Genomic DNA, 17,663 nt, shown 5'->3' on the forward strand with positions numbered 1-17,663 from the left:
ATTGATGGCCACTTACTCTGCCAATAACTGGATCGACGGCAGCTTCGTCTCTTCGTCGAAGCGCAGCAACTCCATCAATCCAGCGACCTATGAATCCATCGGAGACTATGCCGATGAGGGCGGCGCAGCTGCAGCTGCCGCCATCAAGGCTGCATCCGGCGCTTTTCGCGGCACGGGCTGGGCGCACGACACCGAACTCCGCGCCAGGGTTCTCGACCAGATGGCGGCGGCGATCGAGGGGAACCGGGATCGGCTGATTGACATCCTTTCGCTCGAGAACGGCAAGGTTCGTGGCGAAGCTGCACTCGAAGTCGATGGGAGCCCCAGCAAGCTGCGCTACTGGGCCGGGATGGCGCGCACGGAGGCGGGACGCGCCACGCAGCCGCGACCCGGGTGCCTTTCAATCATCCTGCGCCAGCCCATGGGTGTGGCAGGCGTGATCGTGCCTTGGAACTCGCCAGTCATCCTGGGGACCAGGTCGTTCGCGCCGGCCCTGGCGGCAGGATGCACGGTGGTGGTGAAGATGCCCGGCCAAGTCGCGCAGACTGCGGCCGTGCTGGCAGAGATTTTCGCCGACGTGACAGATCTCCCGGCCGGCGTCATGAACATCTTCGCGGAGAGCGGATCAGAGGGCGCCGCACTGTTGGTGGAAAGTGCGGATGTGCCAACGATCAGCTTCACAGGAAGCACGAAGACCGGGGCGCTTATCGGGGCGGTCGGCGCGCGCCGGATGAAGCGTTTTGGACTCGAGCTGGGCGGCAAGGCGCCCATGATCGTGTTCGATGACGCTGACATTCAGCCCATGCTGCCTGTGCTCGAAAAGGCGCTGACGGTTTTCGCCGGCCAGTTCTGCATGACCGGTTCCCGGCTTCTCGTGCAAGACGCGGTCTACGATGTCGTCCGCGATGGACTTGCGGACCGGCTGCGCAACGTGCGGGTCGGACCTGCCTCCGATCCGGCAAGCGACATGGGGCCGCTGATCGACAAGGCGAATGTCTCACGCGTCGACGAAGTCGTCAGGCAAGCCTTGGTGCATGGTGCGACAGCGGTTGTCCGAGGCGGGCCGCTGACCAGCGGTCCGCTGGCAAAAGGTGCTTTCTTCCAGCCCGCCATGCTCGAAGTCACCGACAACAGCCTGGCGATCGTGCAGGAAGAAACGTTCGGTCCGGTTCTCACCATCCAGCGTTTCAGCAATGAAGCGGAAGCCGTCGCGCTTGCCAATGACAGCGATTACGGGTTGTCAGCCAGCGTCTGGACTCGCGATATCGACCGCGCCCTGCGCATCGCCGGGGCGCTGGAGGCTGGCAGCGTCTTTGTGAATGATTGGGCGAAGGTATATGACGGCACGGAAGAGGGCGGGTTCAAGCAATCGGGCCTGGGCAGGCTCAACGGGCATGCCGCGCTTGATGACTTCATCGAGTACAAGCACATCGCGCTGAAGCCTGGTTTGGCTGGACCGTCGACGTGGCCGCCGCGCTGAGATGGCGCTGCAATCACCCCCCACTTGAAGGCGGCGAGCGCAGTATCTCGTTGGCGTTACGTCCGGTTGATAGCTGCCCATGTCGCAACACGAGCCAACTCTGGATCGGGCCAACGCGGCCTCAGTCTTCTCCCAAGTCAAGGGAAAGAGACACTCACTCGTGTAACACACTCAGAAGGATTTCCATTATGTCAAAAGATGACACTTTGCTCACGCCCGACAACCACGCGCTGATCATGATTGATCATCAGTACCTTCAGTTGCTTTCTGTGCGATCCCATACCGTGGAAGAGGTGGTTTCGAACGCAGTGATCACCGCTCGCACGGCAAAGATCTTCGATGTGCCGACGTTGTTCACGACCGCATTCGCAGAACGTCAGGAGCTCATCAAGGAAATCCAGGTGATCGACCCCGAGCAGGTACCGATCGATCGAACCGGATTGAACTCGTGGGACGATCAACGTGTTGTTGATTGGGTAGAGGCGACGGGGAAGAAGAAGCTCGTGATGGCCGGTCTCTGGACCGAAGTCTGCTTGGCCATGCCGGTCCTGTCTTCCCTGGCTGCGGGGTACGAGGTCTATATCGTGACCGACGCCTCGGGTGGCAGCAGTCCGGAAGCGCATGAGCGCGCAGTGCAGCGAATGATTCAGGCCGGCGCCCGGCCAATCACCTCATTGGCTTATCTGAGTGAATTGCAGCGCGACTGGAAGTACGAGAGCACCGCGACAGACGTGGTGAACCTCGCCGTAGAAATGGGCACTGCAAGTGGTCACGGATTGCGCTGGGTATGGCAACTTCAGGGCCTCAAGGAAGGCACACGCTGAAGGATCAGCCCAGGATCGTTGGTCTGCGGCAGGCTTTCTACTGGGCCCTCGATTCAAATGCTCCTTCCCGATGTTGTCGGCCGGCGCGCCTTTGACCCGCTCGACGACTCGCATCTGTCCGGCGCGGCAGCGAAGGCCTGGGCCTGGCCAGAGGCCGGTGAGTGTCAGGGTGCCAAGCCGCCGGACCAGAACGAGAGCTTTAACTCTGCGCTGCGCTCCGTCGAAGCACGACTCGCAGCAAGCATGCAAACACCACGATCCCGGTGCCCGTCCACGTCGCCGCAGGCGATTGTTGCCGCGCAGAACCTATCTCCCTTACAACACCAGAGAACATCATGACGAGTGAAGCGATTCGCAATCCCCAGACAGACCAACTACTGACGCCTGAGAATTCCGCGTTCATCATTATCGACTACCAACCTGTCCAGGTCTCGTCGATTCGCTCAATGCCGCGCGACGAGCTGGTGTTCAACATCGTGAGCACCGCCAAGGCGGCGGTGAATTACAACCTTCCGATCATTCATTCGACCGTGAATATCGCGACGGGGCGCAACAAGCCGCCGATTCCAGAACTGCTGGAGGTGCTCGGGCACCTGCCGACCTACGACCGCACCTCGATCAACAGCTGGGAAGACATGGGGTTCAAGGAAGCGGTCAAGGCGATTGGCCGCCGGAAGCTCATCATGACCGCGCTTTGGACCGAGGCATGCCTGATCTTTCCTGCGCTCGATGCAATCCAGGAAGGATACGAGGTCTACGTGCCTGTCGATGCGGTCGGCGGCACTTCTCTGACTGCGCATGAGGCGGCGCTGCGTCGCATGGAGCAGGCGGGCGTGAAGCTGATCAGCCGGGTACAGATGTACTGTGAGCTGCAACGCGACTGGTCGCGTGAGGCGACGGTCCCGGGCTTCATGGGTGTCTTCGAGAACTTCGGGGGTTTCAACGCCGAAAAGGCGGCCGAGGAATCAGCCAAGAAGTAGGCGAAGGTCTGACATCTGCTGGTGGTAGGGTCGCTACTTCGCCTACCACCAAGCAGCCTGCAAGGAGAAGCGCGAATGAGCGAACCATTCATCGCTCTGCGCCGGCCCCGCAGTGGCGCGTGCCGCTCGGGCGCGCACTCATCTTGTCCATCATGTTCACAGAGGCTGAAATGAGCGAGAAACCTGCAGTTCGGATTTCATACGAGGATCAAGGCCACAAGGGTCGCTTTGTCGCCCGTATCACTGGTGTCGACGGAGAGGGCGAACTGACCATCTCGAAGACTTCAGATGTATTGGTCATTGCAGACCGCACTTTCGCACCCGATACGCTCCGCGGCACGGGCGCCGCCTTGGCACTGGTCGAGGCCCTGATTGCGGACGCCCGAGCCAAGGGTTATCGCGTTATACCGCTTTGCCCCTACGTGCGAGCGCAGTCGCTGAAGCATCCGGAGTGGGTGGATGTCATCCAGCAGTGAGGCGGTTATGCGCTCGACCGATCATGCTTGCCACGACTTTGTCGTGTGAAAAAACGAAGTGACGGCGGGTATTTCTGCCCCAGGCTTGCAAGACGATCTGTGGCTGAGCAGTGCCCACAATCGTACTCGAGCTCGCCAGCAACAGCCTCGTTATCGTGCAGAAAAAGACCTTTTGTCCCGTTCTCACCATCCAGCGCTTCTGCGATGAGAACGAACGATCAGCCCCGCCAACGACAGTGACTGCGGTTGTCGGCCAGCATTTTCCCACGCGACCTCGAACGCGCCCTGCGGGTAGCCCATGCCCTGGAGCCGGGCAGGGTCCTCGTGAACGGTTGGGCGAAGGTGTACGACGGTACGGAGTAGGGTGGGTCAAGCTGTCTGGACTTGACAGGTTGAACGGCCACGCCGCGCTCGACGCCTTCATTGAGTACAAGCACATCGCGCTGAATCCGCGACTGGCCGGGCCGCCGATGCGGTCGCCACTGCCTTCGCGCTCGACCTGGGACTCGTCGGCTCGACATGACTCCCATTTGACCACCAAGAGCACCTTCCATTACTCGCGGAACGATCCGAAACCCCACACCGACCAGGTTTTGTCGCCCGAGATTGCACCCTTGATTGTCATCGACTAGCCAGCCGGTGCAGGCCTCCTCGATCGCTCGATGGCGCGCGAGGAGCTGTGCTTAGTATCACGAGTGTCGCCAAGGCGGCGGTAAAACTTCGCATTCCGATTCGTCCATTCGACGGTCAACGACCAGACCGGCCCAACAAGCCGCCGATCCAGGAACTGCAGGGACGTGCTCGGCCGCCTGCCGACGTACAGGGCAGGGGGCCGGAAGCTGGAAATCGCGTCCTACGGCGAATGTAGCCCGTGACGTCGGCTGCTATGCAGCCCGGAGCATTCGGGAGCCGCGATGGATGGGGGCACCTCTGCGGGTATGATTCCGTCACCGTTGCGGGGAGCGGATCATGAAAGGACTCATCGTCGCGGCTCTTGCTGCGATCAGCACACCAGCCGTCGCTCAGGACGTCCACAAATGCGTCAACTGGCAGGGTGCCGCCACCTACCAGTCGGAACCCTGTCCGCAAGGCCAGCGTCTTGATCGCGTCTATACGCCGACACACGCCGAAGTAGATGGGCGCGCTGTCCGCAACTTCGTGCCTTCGGCTGGTGGATCTCGAGATGCCCTCGCGCCTGCGTATGGCCAAACCATGAGTGCCACCGGCCGCATCAAGTCAGATGCTGCCTGCGGTGCAGCGAAAGCCGTTTTCGGTCATGGCACTGCCACCAACGGCCACCGCAACATCGATTCCCTCCGCACCGGCTCTAGCGTCGTCTCAGAACACTGCAACCACTCCCGCGGGCCGGGACGCTAAGGGGGCGGGCATAGCGCCACGGAAGAATACGTTCGAACAGTCGGCTCAGATAGCGCTCGACCCCGTGCTCGATGCAAGAGCGCGCCTCGAGATTCTCACGTCAGTTGGACGACAAGTTCAATCTCTATGTACCAACGCTGGAGGCGGCTTGGCGACAAAGATCGCCCGCGGCGAAGAGCGGCAAATCTGCAAAGAAGAAGGTAGCCGCGAAGAAGGTGGCGGCTCAGTCCTAGAGCCGGCGTGTTGTGCCGGGTAGTAGTTGGAAGAAACGCTTCGTGTCGACGCGCTGTTCTCAAGCAGCTGCAGAGGCTCTCTGTCACTCGCGGCGGACAAGCGCTTAGGGAACTTCCCAGCCGCCTTACTGCCCGCTACGACACTTCGGAATCACTCATCCCAAGGATTGGTGGACACCCAAAACTACGGAAGTCGCACATGTGTCTACGCCTTTGTGCGTTGGGAACTTCGATGTACATGCGTTAGTGCATAAGATGTACACGTTAAGTGCGTGCGCGGAGCATTGAAGAGTGCGGTGCCCAGGCGCATTCCTGGGGGTCAGAGCACCGACCGACGCTGGAGATGCACCCTAGCGGCCCGCTCCATGACTTCGCATAATGTATATTATGTAAGATTCCGGGCTGTGTAGGGCCGAAGTATCACAACTATCTGAATTTGAACGTGTTTCGCCCTGTGTGGTCTGCGGGGTTTTTACACTTGGTGTCACTAACACCGATTTATGTCGATCTTCTGGACGCCTACGGGCGCTTCTTACGGGTCTGTGGGCGGTCGCCGAAGACGGTGACCGCGTACTGCGCCGTGGTCGCCCGGTTCCTGCCTGTGCAGGCCGACGGCGACGCCGACGACCCGGTGCGGCGTTACCTGCGCGCTCGTGGGCAGACGCTGTCGGCGAATTCGGTGAATCTGGAGATCTCGGCGCTTCGGTCTTGGTTCGCCTGGCGAAACATGGTCGACCCTGCCGGCTGGCAGCCCTCGGGCTGGCCCAGGAAGCGACGCGTGCCCGAGCGCATGGTTCGGGCGCTGGACGACCACGAAATGGGCGTGCTGTTGGCGGCGCCGGATCTGTCGACGTTCGTGGGCCTGCGCGACCACCTGATCATGGCCACGCTGTACCAGTGCGGGCTGCGTGCCAGCGAGCTCGTCGCGCTGACGCTGGGCGACGTGCTGCTGGATGGTCTGCTGCACGTGCACGGCAAAGGCAACAAGTACCGGCTGGTGCCGTTCGGCGGCCAATGGCATGGGCTGCTGCGGACCTACCTGCAGAAGCGCGCGGCGCAGAAGCCCGGCAAGCGGTCGGCGCTGTTCCTGACCGCCCAGGGCCGGCCGCTGCGCGACGGCCGCAGCGTGTGGGTGATCGTCAACCGGTACGCCCGCCGATCGCTGGGGCTGGGCTGCGGGTTCTCGCGGCTCGAAGCGCACACGCGTGGCCGGCCCTGGCAGGGCCACTACCCGCACCTGCTGCGCGCCTCGTTCGCCACCGAATTGATGAAGTCCGGCCTCGACATCTTCGCCATCGCGCAGATGCTGGGCCACGAAAGCGCCGAGACCACCACGCGCTACCTTGGCCTCGACATGGAGCACCTGCGTGTCGCCGCGGCGCATCACCCGCGCGCGCGGCGCGCCAGCGAGTGACCGACGGGCGGCCTCAGAACGGCAGGTCGTCATCATTGAACTGCTCCTCGCGGTTGGTCGGTGCGTCCGCATCCGCGGGCGAGGTCGGGGCAGGTGTCGCTCCCCTGCCCTGATGCTCGCGCCGTGTGTCCGCGTGGTCCCGGCCGCCGTGCCACGTGATGCCGCCCGGCTCGGCATAGATCCACGTCGAGTAGCGATCGCTGCCGTCGTCGGCCTGCCATTTCTCGGTGCGCAACTTGCCTTCGACGATGATCAGCCGTCCCTTCCTGAGGAACTTGCCGGCGTTCTCCGCGTCGCGGCTGAAGGCCTTGATGCGTAGTCGTTCGGTGTGCTCGACGCGCTCGCCGGCACGATCGCGCCAGGCGTCGGTCACCACAATGCGCAGCTCGGCAACAGTGCCGCCCTCGCCCGCCTTGACCGCTGCCCGCGGCCAGGCTGCGCCCACCATGCCGTGGGCTCAGCCTGCGCGGGCATCACATGCAGCCGCGCTGCGCACCATCCCGCGAACCAGCGCGGTGCCCGGCGGGTGGATCGCGACGGACACGATCGCGGCACCGCGTAGCCGGCCGGTACGGGAGGGCGGGCGCGTGGCGGGCGCCGCGCCCACCCGCTCGGTGCTTCTCCCTTGGCGGGTTGATCGAGCCCGTGAGGACTAGGGCCCCTCATCGGCGCCCGCCGACGAAAACGCCGCGCACCGTTTCCGGCCGTTGATGATCCGGTCGTGGCGAAGGCAGAGCCCGTCCCGAGCGCGGACCGAAGCCGTGCCGGAGGACAGCGCCGTCAGCCCGGGCAGCGCTGCTTCGAACTTCGCGGGATCCTGGCAGAAATGCGCGCAAGGACCACAGTGCTCCCCCTGGTCCGAACGCACGCCGAGCGCGTGCCGCACTGTCATCCACAGGCTCATTGCCCGAGCGTCGCCCAATGCTTGCCAAAGACATAGGCCGACAGCAGGAACCCGATCGATACGTTGACGGCTACCCCGACGGTGAACGCCGCGAACGGCTTCGGGCCGGCGGCGGCCAGGTCGCGGAACCGGGTCGTGAGGCCGATGCTGAAGAAGCAGAAGATGAAGGTCCAGCTCCGCAGGTCCTTGATCGGCCCGGTCAAGCCCGGCGCGACGATACGCTCATAGTCCGCAAGGCTGTAGGACGCGGTAATCGCGGTGATGATCGCAGAGGCCACGAACAGGCCGATCACGAACTTCGGGAAGCGCCTCCACACCTCACGCGCGTCAGGTGCGCTGCCCGCCGGCTGCGTCTCCCAGCGGGTCGTCGCCACGATCGCGAGACCCACGGCCCAGATGCCGATCCAGAGGTCGCGGCCGACCACCTTGACCAGGGTGAAGGCGTGCAGGGCCTGATCCGCCGTGCCCGTGATCCCCGGGATCTTGCCGGCATAGCCGCCATAGGCATGGGCTGCGGCGATTCCGGCCGCATCGGCGAATTCGGACGTGCCGATCCATGCTCCTGCCACACCCGTCGGAAGCAGGAGCGCGCGGCTGGCAATCGGAAGGGTGAAGATCATCACCAGTGCCCAGAGCACGACGATGGTGATGGTGACCGCGGTATCCTCCTTCTTCGCGCCGACCGCCCCGGCGACGGCGATTGCCGCCGAAACCCCGCATGTCGCGCCCCCCACCCCCAGGATCGCGGCAAAACGCCGATCGAGGCCGAAACGCTTGGCGGTCCAGTAGATGACGCCGAAGGTCACGATCGACACCGTCGAGGCCTGCAGGATCGCGACCGGCCCGGCGAGCGCGATCAGCGAAAGCGGCAAGGTGGCGCCCAAGAGGACGATCCCGGTCTTGACGTAGAACTCGCCGCGGAACCCGGCATCGAGTTGGCGCGGCAATCCGACCGTGTTGGCCAGGACAAGGCCCAGCAGCAGCGCGACGAGCGGCGCCTCCATGTTGTAGTGGGTGGCCTCCTCCCACCGACCGATCACGAAGATCACATAGGCGGCGATGTAGAGCAGCGTGAATGCCGGGACGAACGCCCGCAGTTTCTGGCCGACGGCTGCGAGCGCGAGCGAAAAAACGGCCAGCCAGAACAGGTACAGCGCCAGGTAGCGCACCCAGTTGCGCGCAAGGTCGTCGGCCACCTGCGAGATATGGCTCCATTCCGGCGGCACCACAGCCAGCCAGCGCAGGCTGCTGCCGTTCCAGAAGAGGATGCAGGCCGCAGCGACGATCGAGAGCCCGATCCAGATCGCCCACCAGTCCTCTTTGCGCCACAGCTCGCTCCAGCCGGATGGCGGAGGAGCGGCAGAAGTCGGCTCGGTTGTGGTCGCCATGTCAGGACCCTGGTCACCGCGGTCCAAGGATGTTGGGACCTGGCGGAACGTCACGCTCTTGCGCGATCGATCTTAAGTGTGTCCAGGTGATCGGGAAGTAAGCATGGCGGCGGCGCCAATAGCAGGGGTGTCCCGCGTCGGAGCGGGCAACCAACCCGATGAAATTGCGAAAGAACTTACGGGGCATCCGGGAGCCCTGGGGATATCCGACGGCGGCCCCGACCCGGGTATCGCCCGGACGACCTGAGGCGCATGGATTCCTCCACCGGTTGCAGACGCACTCAGGTTTCAGGTGATCCTGTACTCCAGCCCCGCCTCGTCGGTGAAGACGTGCACGGAGCCCGGATCGCCCTCCAGCGTGCCGTGGATCACGCCGTCTTTCGTGAGCAGCTCCCAGTGCTGATCACGGCGCGTCAGGGCGCCCAGAACTTCCCTGATCCAGATGAACTGCCCATCCGCGGTTTTCTCGAAAACGCTGTAGTTGCTTTTCACTGTGGGCTCCATCGCGACTCCAGCAGTGACAATAAGGCGAGGCCATGCATTGCCGACGTCATGATTCGCGTAGGCACGCGGCCCGGTCGCCCGCGGGCCATTACTTCGCGGGACCGCTAAAAACATCGCCAGGATCGGCATTGAACAGGTCTGCGCGTCGGCGCTGCCGCACGCAGCCTCGACACCGTCGATCCGGGCGGAACAGACCGCCGCTTGTGGCGCGGCTTCAATCAACTAAAGACACGCAAAAAAAAGCATTCGGGCAGCTCTTGCGAGCTGCCCGAATGCTTGAAAAAGTGGCGTCCCCACGGGGATTCGAACCCCGGTGTCCACCGTGAAAGGGTGGTGTCCTAGGCCTCTAGACGATGGGGACGCAGATGAACTGCGCCATCTGTGCATCGGCCTTGTGATGCACAGAGAAATTGTGGTGGAGCCAGGCGGGATCGAACCGCCGACCTCCTGCATGCCATGCAGGCGCTCTCCCAGCTGAGCTATGGCCCCACGTTTGGGAGCGCGAAATTGTAGGGTTGCAGTGGCGCAACGTCAACAAAAAATTCGCACTTCCTTCGATCGCATCGATTCGTTCCGGGGAACGTTTCAGCCGGTGGCGCCGGCCTCGTTGCTGTCGAGCCGCGCATCATCCGGATTTCCGCGCAGACTTGCAAGCCCATGTCCCTGGTCGTCGAGATACTGCAGCCACTTTCCGAGGAAGGTGTTCATGCGCAGCCGATGATCGACGACTTCGACCGGAGGTGGAAACATGCCGATGACGTCCTGCCAGCGACGACCGACGTAGCAATGCGTCGCCTCCACCTGCCCTGCATCGCGATACAAGCGAAGGTGCGCAGACGGGTCCGGTTCGCCGGTCACCGGATCGAGCATCGCGTAACTCAGGCGCAGCTCGGTCGTGTAGGGATGCTGGGCGATGACGTCGAGCAGCACCGGCAGCGCGCCCGGCACGTCCGACCGGTAACGGCCCGGCGCAAGCGCAGCCGGATCGAATACGCGGACCAGACGCTCGTAGTTCTCGGCGTACAGGCCCATCAGCCAGCCGAACCGCCCCATGGCGGGCAATCGGGGACGTCGGGTCAGGACTTTCTGCATGCGTCGATGCTACATCCGCGGCGATGAATCGTGCGGAATCCGCCCGCCCCATGAGGACTGGGAATCGCGCTGTTCCGCCACCACCTTCCGGGCGACGTCAGTACATCACCCGTTCGATGCCCAGGGTCGACATGACCTTGCTGGAGATCTCCTCGATCGAGGTGTGGGTCGTGCTCAGCGATGGCACGCGCTCGGCGCGGAACAGCGCCTCGGCCGCACTGACTTCGCGCTTGCAGGTCTCGAGCTGGGCATAGCGCGAGTTCGGGCGACGCTCCTGACGGATCTGCGCCAGCCGCACCGGATCGATCGTCAGCCCGAACAGCTTGCTCCGGTGCGCGCGCAGGCGTGGCGGCAGACGGTCGTGCTCGAGATCTTCCTCGGTCAATGGATAGTTCGCCGCGCGCACGCCGTGATGCAGCGCCAGATACACGCAGGTCGGTGTTTTGCCCGCACGCGACACCGCGACCAGGATGACGTCGGCCTCGTCGTAGTTCGTGGCCATGCCGTCGTCGTGGGTCAGCGCGAAGTTCATCGCGTTGATGCGCCGGTGATATGTCTCGAAATCAACCATGCCGTGGGCGCGGCCCACGCGCGACTCGCGCGCTTCCAGCAGTTCGCGCTCCAGTGGCTCGATGAATGGCGCGAAGACGTCGAGAACGAGTGCCCCGCTCTCCCCCAGCACCGTCGCAAACGCCGGATCGACGCAGGAGCTGATGACGATCGGGCGCGTACCCATGGCCTCGCCACGCGCGCGGATCAGCGCAGCCACCTCCCGCGCACGTTCCTTCGAATCGACGAAGGGAATGCGGTTGGTGCTGAATTGGGTTCCGGTGAACTGGGTCAGGAGGCTGTGGCCGATGGTTTCGGCAGTGATACCGGTGCCATCGGAAACGTAGAACACGGGGCGGGGACTGGACATATGGCCTCCGAGCAGTCGATGAGAGCGCCTGCGCGCCCGGGATGGCTAAAATAGCGGTTCAGTGCCGGCACTGCCGGCGTTCCCTGATCACCGCGACACGGAGTCTCCTCTTGAGCGCCAACATCCTTTGGTTGCAAGACCTGCGTCTGTCCGACCTCGCCCAGGTGGGTGGAAAGAACTCGTCCCTGGGCGAGATGATCGGCAACCTTGCCAAGCTCGGCGTCTCGGTTCCGGGCGGTTTCGCAACCACGGCCGATGCGTTCCGCGATTTCATCGCTCACAACCATCTGCATCAGCGCATTTTCGACCGCCTTGCGACGCTCGACGTCGAAGACGTGGCCGCGCTGACCGCCGCCGGCAAGGAGATCCGTGGCTGGGTGATCGACGCGCCGCTGCAGCCCCAGCTCGATGCGGACATCCGCAGCGCCTACGAGAAGCTGGCGTCGGAGAACGGGGGCGGCGACATCGCCGTCGCGGTGCGCTCGTCGGCGACTGCCGAAGACCTGCCCGATGCCTCGTTCGCCGGCCAGCAGGAAACCTTCCTCAACGTCACCGGCAGCGACGATGTCGTGGTCAAGGTCAAGGAAGTCTTCGCCTCGCTCTACAACGATCGCGCGATCGCCTATCGCGTGCATCACGGATTCAAGCACGAGGACGTGTTCCTGTCGGCCGGCGTGCAGCTGATGGTGCGCTCGGACATCGGCGCCTCGGGCGTGCTGTTCACGCTCGATACCGAGTCTGGCTTCCGCGACGTGGTGTTCGTGACCTCCAGCTTCGGCCTGGGCGAGATGGTCGTCCAGGGCGCGGTGAACCCGGACGAGTTCTACGTCTACAAGCCGACGCTCAAGGCAGGCAAGCCGGCGATCCTGCGCCGCGGCATCGGCAGCAAGCAGCTGCGCATGGTCTATTCCGACGTCCCCGGAGAGCGCGTACGCATCGAGGACACGCCGCTCGAGTTGCGCAACAGCTTCTCGATCAGCGACGAGGACGTGCAGGAACTCTCGCGCCAGGCGCTGATCATCGAAGACCACTACCAGCGCCCGATGGACATCGAGTGGGCGAAGGACGGCGCCAGCGGCAAGCTCTTCATCGTGCAGGCGCGGCCCGAGACGGTGAAATCCCGCGCAAAGAACACCCAGATCGAGCGGTTCTCGCTCGAGCAGCGCGGCGAGGTGATCTGCGAAGGCCGCGCGATCGGCCAGAAGATCGGCGCCGGTATCGCGCGCGTCGTGCGCACGCTCGACGACATGAGCCGCGTGCAGCCGGGCGACGTGCTGGTCGCCGACATGACCGATCCCGACTGGGAGCCGGTGATGAAGCGCGCCGCGGCGATCGTCACCAACCGCGGCGGCCGCACCTGCCACGCGGCGATCATCGCGCGCGAGCTCGGCGTGCCGGCGGTCGTGGGCACCGGCAATGCGCTGGACATGATCGAGGACGGCCAGGAAGTCACGATCAGCTGCGCCGAGGGCGATACCGGCTTCATCTACGCCGGCATCCTGCCCTTCGAGCGCATCACCACCGATCTGACCTCGATGCCCGAGGCGCCGCTGAAGATCATGATGAACGTCGCCAACCCGGAGCGCGCGTTCGACTTCGGCCAGCTGCCCAACGCCGGCATCGGCCTGGCGCGCCTGGAAATGATCATCGCCGCGCACATCGGCGTGCATCCGAACGCTCTGCTGCAGTACGAGAAGCAGGACGCCGAGACCCGGAAGAAGATCGACGCCAAGACCATCGGCTATGGCAGCCCGGTCGACTTCTACGTGAACCGCCTGGCGGAAGGCATCGCGACGTTGACCGCATCGGTGGCGCCCAACCCGGTGATCGTGCGCCTGTCGGACTTCAAGTCCAACGAGTACGCGAACCTCATCGGCGGCAAGCACTTCGAGCCGCATGAAGAGAACCCGATGATCGGCTTCCGCGGCGCGAGCCGCTACGTCGACCCGAGCTTCGCCGATGCGTTCGCGCTCGAATGCAAGGCCGTACTGAAGGTCCGCAACGAGATGGGCCTCGAGAACCTCTGGGTCATGATCCCGTTCGTGCGCACGCTCGACGAAGGCCGCAAGGTGATCGAGGCGCTCGAAGCCAACGGGCTGCGCCAGGGCGAGGCCGGGCTGAAGATCATCATGATGTGCGAGGTCCCGTCGAACGCCCTGATGGCCGACGAGTTCCTCGAGATCTTCGATGGTTTCTCGATCGGTTCGAACGATCTTACCCAGCTCACCCTCGGCCTGGATCGCGACTCCTCGATCGTCGCCCACCTGTTCGACGAACGTGATCCGGCGGTCAAGAAGCTGCTGTCGATGGCGATCAAGTCCGCGCGCGCCAAGGGCAAGTACGTCGGCATCTGCGGCCAAGGCCCTTCGGACCATCCGGACCTGGCGCAGTGGCTGATGGAGGAAGGTATCGAGTCGGTCTCGCTCAATCCCGATACCGTCGTCGACACCTGGCTGAAGCTGGCCAAGTCCAAGAGCGATTCCAAGGCGTGACATCGCGCTGATCGGCCGCCGGCCACGTGGATGCAACGAGCCCCGCTTCGGCGGGGCTCGCTGTTTCAGATGTCCGGAACCGCCGCGCAGCGGTGTCGCAGAGTTCCATTCGCCGATTGCGGGCTTCGCCGCAGGTCCGGGCGATACGGGCGGCGCTGTACCTCGCTGCCTACTAACCCGGCGCGGCGCGCCTGCAGGCACAACAGGTCCGGCCAGCGGACATCATCGTCCGCGACGACCAGTACGACCGAGTACGAGGTCGCGACGCGACCGGCGCAGCTCCCGGTCCGCGATCAAAGGCCCGAAAAGGGTCCCATCGAACCACGGTAATGCCGCAGCTCGTCGATCGAATCGCGCACGTCACTGAGCGCGGTGTGCGCGGAGTGCTTGGTGAAGCCTGCCAGGACCTGGGGCGCCCAGCGCCGCGCGAGTTCCTTGATCGTGCTGACGTCGAGGTTGCGGTAGTGGAAGAACTTCTCGAGCGTCGGCATCTGCCGGTGCAGGAAACGCCGATCCTGGCAGATGGAATTGCCGCACATCGGCGACTTGCCGGGGCCGGCCCACTGTTCCAGGAACTCAAGCGTGCGTGCCTCCGCCTCGGCCAGGCCGACGCCCTGCTCCAGCGACCGTTGCCACAGGCCCGAGCGGCGATGCTGTCCGCGGTTCCAGTCGTCCATCGCTTCGAGCACCTCGAGCGGCTGCATGATCGCCAGCTCCGGACCTTCGGCCAGGATGTTGAGATCGGCATCGGTCACGATGGTCGCGATTTCCAGGATCCGATCGTGATCGGTATCCAGACCCGTCATCTCCAGGTCGATCCAGACCAGTCGGCTTTCGATGGCCTTGTCGGCATTCATGCGTGCAGTCGCCTTCGGATTCGTAACGGCGCATGATATCGCAGCCGCTTTGGACCCTTGCCCAGAACTTCCGCCAGATGCTGTCCAATCCCGCGATCTCGCACTACACCATCCTCACCGCAATGCTCGCCCCGGCGTTCTTCCTGACAGCGACGGCGTCGCTGCTGGGCTCCGCCAATGCCAGACTGGCCAGGATCATCGACCGCACACGCGCCCTGCTGCGCGATCTGTCCGACGACGATGGCAGCGATCCTGAAGAACGGCGCGTGCTCGAAGCCCGCATCGCGCTGCAGCGCAGGCGCAGCAGGATCATCCTTCGCGGCAGTCAGCTGCTGTATGTGGCGATCAGCTGCTTCGTCGGCACCAGCCTCACCGTGGCCGGGGATTCGTTCCTCGACCACCGCTTCGCCCAGGCGCCGACCCTGCTTGCCGCGCTCGGCGTGCTGTCGATGTTCGCCTCCAGCCTGCTGCTGGCGCGCGAGGCCTCGATGGCGGTGTATGCGGTCAACCAGGAGATGGACGATGCGCATCGCATGGCCAACCGACGCAGCCCGCTGATCTGACCGGCCGGCGCTCCGGTCAGCGGGGCGGCAGGCCGCGCTTGCGTCGGAAATAGTTGGTCAGCATCGGCCCGGCCACGTCGGCGCACACGCCGCCGGTCACGGCGATTCGATGGTTGTGACGCGGGTCTTCCAGCATGTCGAAAACGCTGCCCGCAGCGCCGGTCTTGGGATCGAACGCGCCGAACACCACCCGCGCCACGCGCGCATGGACCATCGCCATCGCGCACATCGCGCACGGCTCCAGGGTCACGTAGAGGGTGCAGCCGAGCAGACGGTGATTGCCGAGCGCGGCCCCGGCGTGACGCATCGCCACGATCTCGGCGTGCGCGCTCGGGTCGTGTTCGGCAATGTTGCGGTTCCAGCCCGTGCCGATCACCTTGCCGGTCGGATCGAGCACCAGCGCCCCGACCGGAATCTCGTCGTCATCCAGCATCGCGCGCTCGGCCAGTGCCAATGCCTGACGCATGTGAGCTTCGTCCATCGACGTGTCGATCGGCGGCCGGGCGATCTCGCGTGCATCGAGCAACTTCCACAGCACCCGCGTCGCCGCCAGTCCGCCCAGTGGCTTGTACGCGAACTCCGGAATGTCGCCGGCTGGACGATAGCCGAGACGACGATAGAACCTGGTGGCACCGCCGACCAGCGATGCATCCAGCGTGATCAGATGACGGCCGTGATCGCGTGCGGCCTGTTCGAGGGCACGCACCAGGGCCGCGCCGACACCACTGCCGCGCGCGCTCGCCGTCGTCATCACCTTGGTCAGCTCGGCGCGATGCGGCTGGCTGGGCGCCGAGACCAGTGCGAGTGAGCCGGTCCCAAGCACTTCATCGCCACGTCGGGCACACAGGATGATGCGCTCGCCGCGCGCCGCCGCCTGGAGTGCGCCATCCCAGAACGCCCGCGCATCCGCGATGGCCAGGGGGTGCATGAAGCCGACCGAGCCGTTGTCGGCTACGGTCTCGATGAGCAGGTCGGCCAGGACGTCGCGGTCCGCTTCGCGGGCGGCGTCGATACGCACGGTCTCGCGATCCACGTCCATCACCAGCGCTGGTGCACGTAGGGCTTGATGTCCTGTTCGTAGATGCGCGCGACCGCGTCCATGGTCTGCGGGGACAGGGCTGGCAGGCCGGCCGCGCCGATGTTGGCCAGCGCCTGCGCGGGATTGCGCGCGCCGGGGATGACCACCGACACCGCTTCGTCCATCAGGATCCAGCGCAGCGCCAGCTGGGCCAGCGTGACGCCCTCGGGCACCAGCGGGCGCAGCTTCTCGACCGCCGCCAGGCCGACCACGTAAGGCACGCCAGCGAAGGTCTCGCCCACGTCGAAGGCCTCGCCATGGCGGTTGAACTGGCGATGGTCGTCGGCTTCGAAGCGCGTATCGGCGGTGAATTTCCCGCTCAGCAGGCCGCTGGCGAGCGGTACGCGCACGATCACCGCCACGCCGCGCCGCTGCGCCTGGCGGAAGAACAGCTCGGCCGGGCGCAGGCGGAACATGTTGTAGATGATCTGCACGCTGGCCACACCGGGGAACTCGATGGCCTTGAGCCCCTCTTCCACGCGCTCCACGCTGACGCCGTAGCGGACGATCTTGCCGCGCTCGACCAGGCGGTCCATGCGCTCGAAGATCTCCGGGTGGTAATACGCGTCGGTCGGCGGGCAATGCAGTTGCACCAGCTCGAGCGCGTCGGCCTCGAGGTTACGCAGGCTGCGATCGATCCAGGATTCGAGGTTCTCCGCGCTGTAGCCGTCCACCGTCTGCGCGGGCAGGCGTCGGCCGGCCTTGGTCGCGACGAACGGACGCTCGCCGCCGCGCTCCTTCAGCACGCGCGCGATCAGGCGCTCGGAGTGGCCGTCGCCGTAAACGTCGGCGGTATCGATGAAGTCCAGACCGGCATCGAGCGCGGCGTGCAGGGCGGCGGTCGACTGGCCATCGTCCACCTGCCCCCAGGCTGCGCCGATGGCCCACGCGCCAAAGCCCACCTCGCCGACGCTGCGACCGCTGCGGCCGAAAGGTCTGGAACGCATCATCATGGCTCTGCAAGGGAACAAACGGGCTGCAAAGTTTAGCCCCTCCAGGGCCACGATCACCCTCGGTCATCTCCGATGGCAGACGGCATCGGGCGCCGCGCACGGCATGGGCAACCTCTCGGGCTAATCGAT

General features: G+C 64.6%; 17 protein-coding genes, 2 tRNA genes and 1 pseudogene. 9 read left to right on the forward strand and 11 right to left on the reverse strand.

All coding sequences use genetic code 11. The annotated features are described in order from the left end of the window. Window positions 1-4 precede the first annotated feature (4 nt). The 7 genes from CNR27_RS10325 (at window position 5) to CNR27_RS10350 (ending at window position 6,784) form a co-directional block, all read left to right on the forward strand. Window positions 5-1,480, forward strand: coding sequence for an aldehyde dehydrogenase family protein (locus tag CNR27_RS10325; RefSeq protein WP_096298524.1), 1,476 nt, complete (start codon window positions 5-7; stop codon window positions 1,478-1,480). Between the two features lie 188 nt (window positions 1,481-1,668). Continuing rightward, window positions 1,669-2,304, forward strand: a complete 636-nt coding sequence (locus tag CNR27_RS10330; protein ID WP_096298526.1) for a hydrolase — start codon at window positions 1,669-1,671, stop codon at window positions 2,302-2,304. A gap of 335 nt (window positions 2,305-2,639) precedes the next feature. After that, entirely contained in the window at window positions 2,640-3,284 is a 645-nt protein-coding gene (locus tag CNR27_RS10335; RefSeq protein WP_096298528.1) for a hydrolase, read from the forward strand. A gap of 170 nt (window positions 3,285-3,454) precedes the next feature. Continuing rightward, window positions 3,455-3,760: a GNAT family N-acetyltransferase gene (locus tag CNR27_RS10340; protein WP_096300552.1), complete on the forward strand. Its 306-nt coding sequence runs from the start codon at window positions 3,455-3,457 to the stop codon at window positions 3,758-3,760. A gap of 392 nt (window positions 3,761-4,152) precedes the next feature. After that, entirely contained in the window at window positions 4,153-4,392 is a 240-nt protein-coding gene (locus CNR27_RS15450; protein ID WP_123831888.1) for a hypothetical protein, read from the forward strand. A gap of 337 nt (window positions 4,393-4,729) precedes the next feature. Next, entirely contained in the window at window positions 4,730-5,137 is a 408-nt protein-coding gene (locus CNR27_RS15310) for a DUF4124 domain-containing protein (RefSeq protein ID WP_123831887.1), read from the forward strand. 714 nt (window positions 5,138-5,851) lie between these two features. Then, on the forward strand, window positions 5,852-6,784 hold the full coding sequence (locus CNR27_RS10350) for a tyrosine-type recombinase/integrase (RefSeq protein WP_157745406.1): 933 nt from the start codon (window positions 5,852-5,854) through the stop codon (window positions 6,782-6,784). 13 nt (window positions 6,785-6,797) lie between these two features. Here the strand turns inward: CNR27_RS10350 and CNR27_RS10355 are convergent, their stop codons facing one another. The 7 genes from CNR27_RS10355 to ppsR form a co-directional block, all read right to left on the reverse strand. After that, the gene (locus CNR27_RS10355; RefSeq protein ID WP_096298532.1) at window positions 6,798-7,232 is read right to left on the reverse strand and encodes a single-stranded DNA-binding protein; all 435 of its coding nucleotides are present in this window, start codon (window positions 7,230-7,232) and stop codon (window positions 6,798-6,800) included. Between the two features lie 452 nt (window positions 7,233-7,684). Continuing rightward, a complete protein-coding gene (locus tag CNR27_RS10365; protein ID WP_096298536.1) occupies window positions 7,685-9,076 on the reverse strand; it encodes a YeiH family protein in 1,392 nt (463 codons plus the stop codon). A 288-nt stretch (window positions 9,077-9,364) separates the two neighbouring features. Then, window positions 9,365-9,802, reverse strand: coding sequence for a hypothetical protein (locus tag CNR27_RS15315; RefSeq protein WP_157745409.1), 438 nt, complete (start codon window positions 9,800-9,802; stop codon window positions 9,365-9,367). A 63-nt stretch (window positions 9,803-9,865) separates the two neighbouring features. Next, window positions 9,866-9,941 (reverse strand) — tRNA-Glu (locus CNR27_RS10375). A gap of 52 nt (window positions 9,942-9,993) precedes the next feature. Continuing rightward, window positions 9,994-10,069 (reverse strand) — tRNA-Ala (locus CNR27_RS10380). A gap of 96 nt (window positions 10,070-10,165) precedes the next feature. Beyond that, entirely contained in the window at window positions 10,166-10,672 is a 507-nt protein-coding gene (locus CNR27_RS10385; protein ID WP_096298539.1) for a DUF1249 domain-containing protein, read from the reverse strand. A 97-nt stretch (window positions 10,673-10,769) separates the two neighbouring features. Then, window positions 10,770-11,591: a posphoenolpyruvate synthetase regulatory kinase/phosphorylase PpsR gene (gene ppsR / locus CNR27_RS10390; protein WP_096298541.1), complete on the reverse strand. Its 822-nt coding sequence runs from the start codon at window positions 11,589-11,591 to the stop codon at window positions 10,770-10,772. Window positions 11,592-11,701: 110 nt separating this feature from the next. Between ppsR and ppsA the strand changes: the two genes are divergently transcribed. Beyond that, window positions 11,702-14,083: a phosphoenolpyruvate synthase gene (gene ppsA, locus CNR27_RS10395; protein ID WP_096298543.1), complete on the forward strand. Its 2,382-nt coding sequence runs from the start codon at window positions 11,702-11,704 to the stop codon at window positions 14,081-14,083. Between the two features lie 293 nt (window positions 14,084-14,376). Here ppsA and orn read toward each other — a convergent pair whose 3' ends face one another. Then, window positions 14,377-14,940, reverse strand: coding sequence for an oligoribonuclease (gene orn, locus CNR27_RS10400; protein WP_096298545.1), 564 nt, complete (start codon window positions 14,938-14,940; stop codon window positions 14,377-14,379). A 32-nt stretch (window positions 14,941-14,972) separates the two neighbouring features. On the opposite strand from orn, the gene CNR27_RS10405 reads away from it, so the two are divergent. Then, entirely contained in the window at window positions 14,973-15,503 is a 531-nt protein-coding gene (locus CNR27_RS10405) for a DUF2721 domain-containing protein (protein WP_233580164.1), read from the forward strand. A 16-nt stretch (window positions 15,504-15,519) separates the two neighbouring features. Here the strand turns inward: CNR27_RS10405 and tadA are convergent, their stop codons facing one another. The 3 genes and pseudogenes from tadA to CNR27_RS10415 all read right to left on the reverse strand — a co-directional run bounded on the left by tadA (window position 15,520) and on the right by CNR27_RS10415 (window position 17,528). Next, window positions 15,520-15,984, reverse strand: coding sequence for a tRNA adenosine(34) deaminase TadA (gene tadA / locus CNR27_RS15735; RefSeq protein ID WP_245815811.1), 465 nt, complete (start codon window positions 15,982-15,984; stop codon window positions 15,520-15,522). A 165-nt stretch (window positions 15,985-16,149) separates the two neighbouring features. Continuing rightward, window positions 16,150-16,542 (reverse strand): annotated as a pseudogene (locus CNR27_RS15740) (N-acetyltransferase family protein); the annotation flags it as partial. Continuing rightward, window positions 16,542-17,528, reverse strand: coding sequence for an aldo/keto reductase (locus tag CNR27_RS10415; protein WP_096300557.1), 987 nt, complete (start codon window positions 17,526-17,528; stop codon window positions 16,542-16,544). The pseudogene CNR27_RS15740 and the gene CNR27_RS10415, both read right to left, overlap by 1 nt. Window positions 17,529-17,663 lie beyond the last annotated feature (135 nt).

Source organism: Luteimonas chenhongjianii, from assembly GCF_002327105.1.
GTDB lineage: Bacteria > Pseudomonadota > Gammaproteobacteria > Xanthomonadales > Xanthomonadaceae > Luteimonas > Luteimonas chenhongjianii.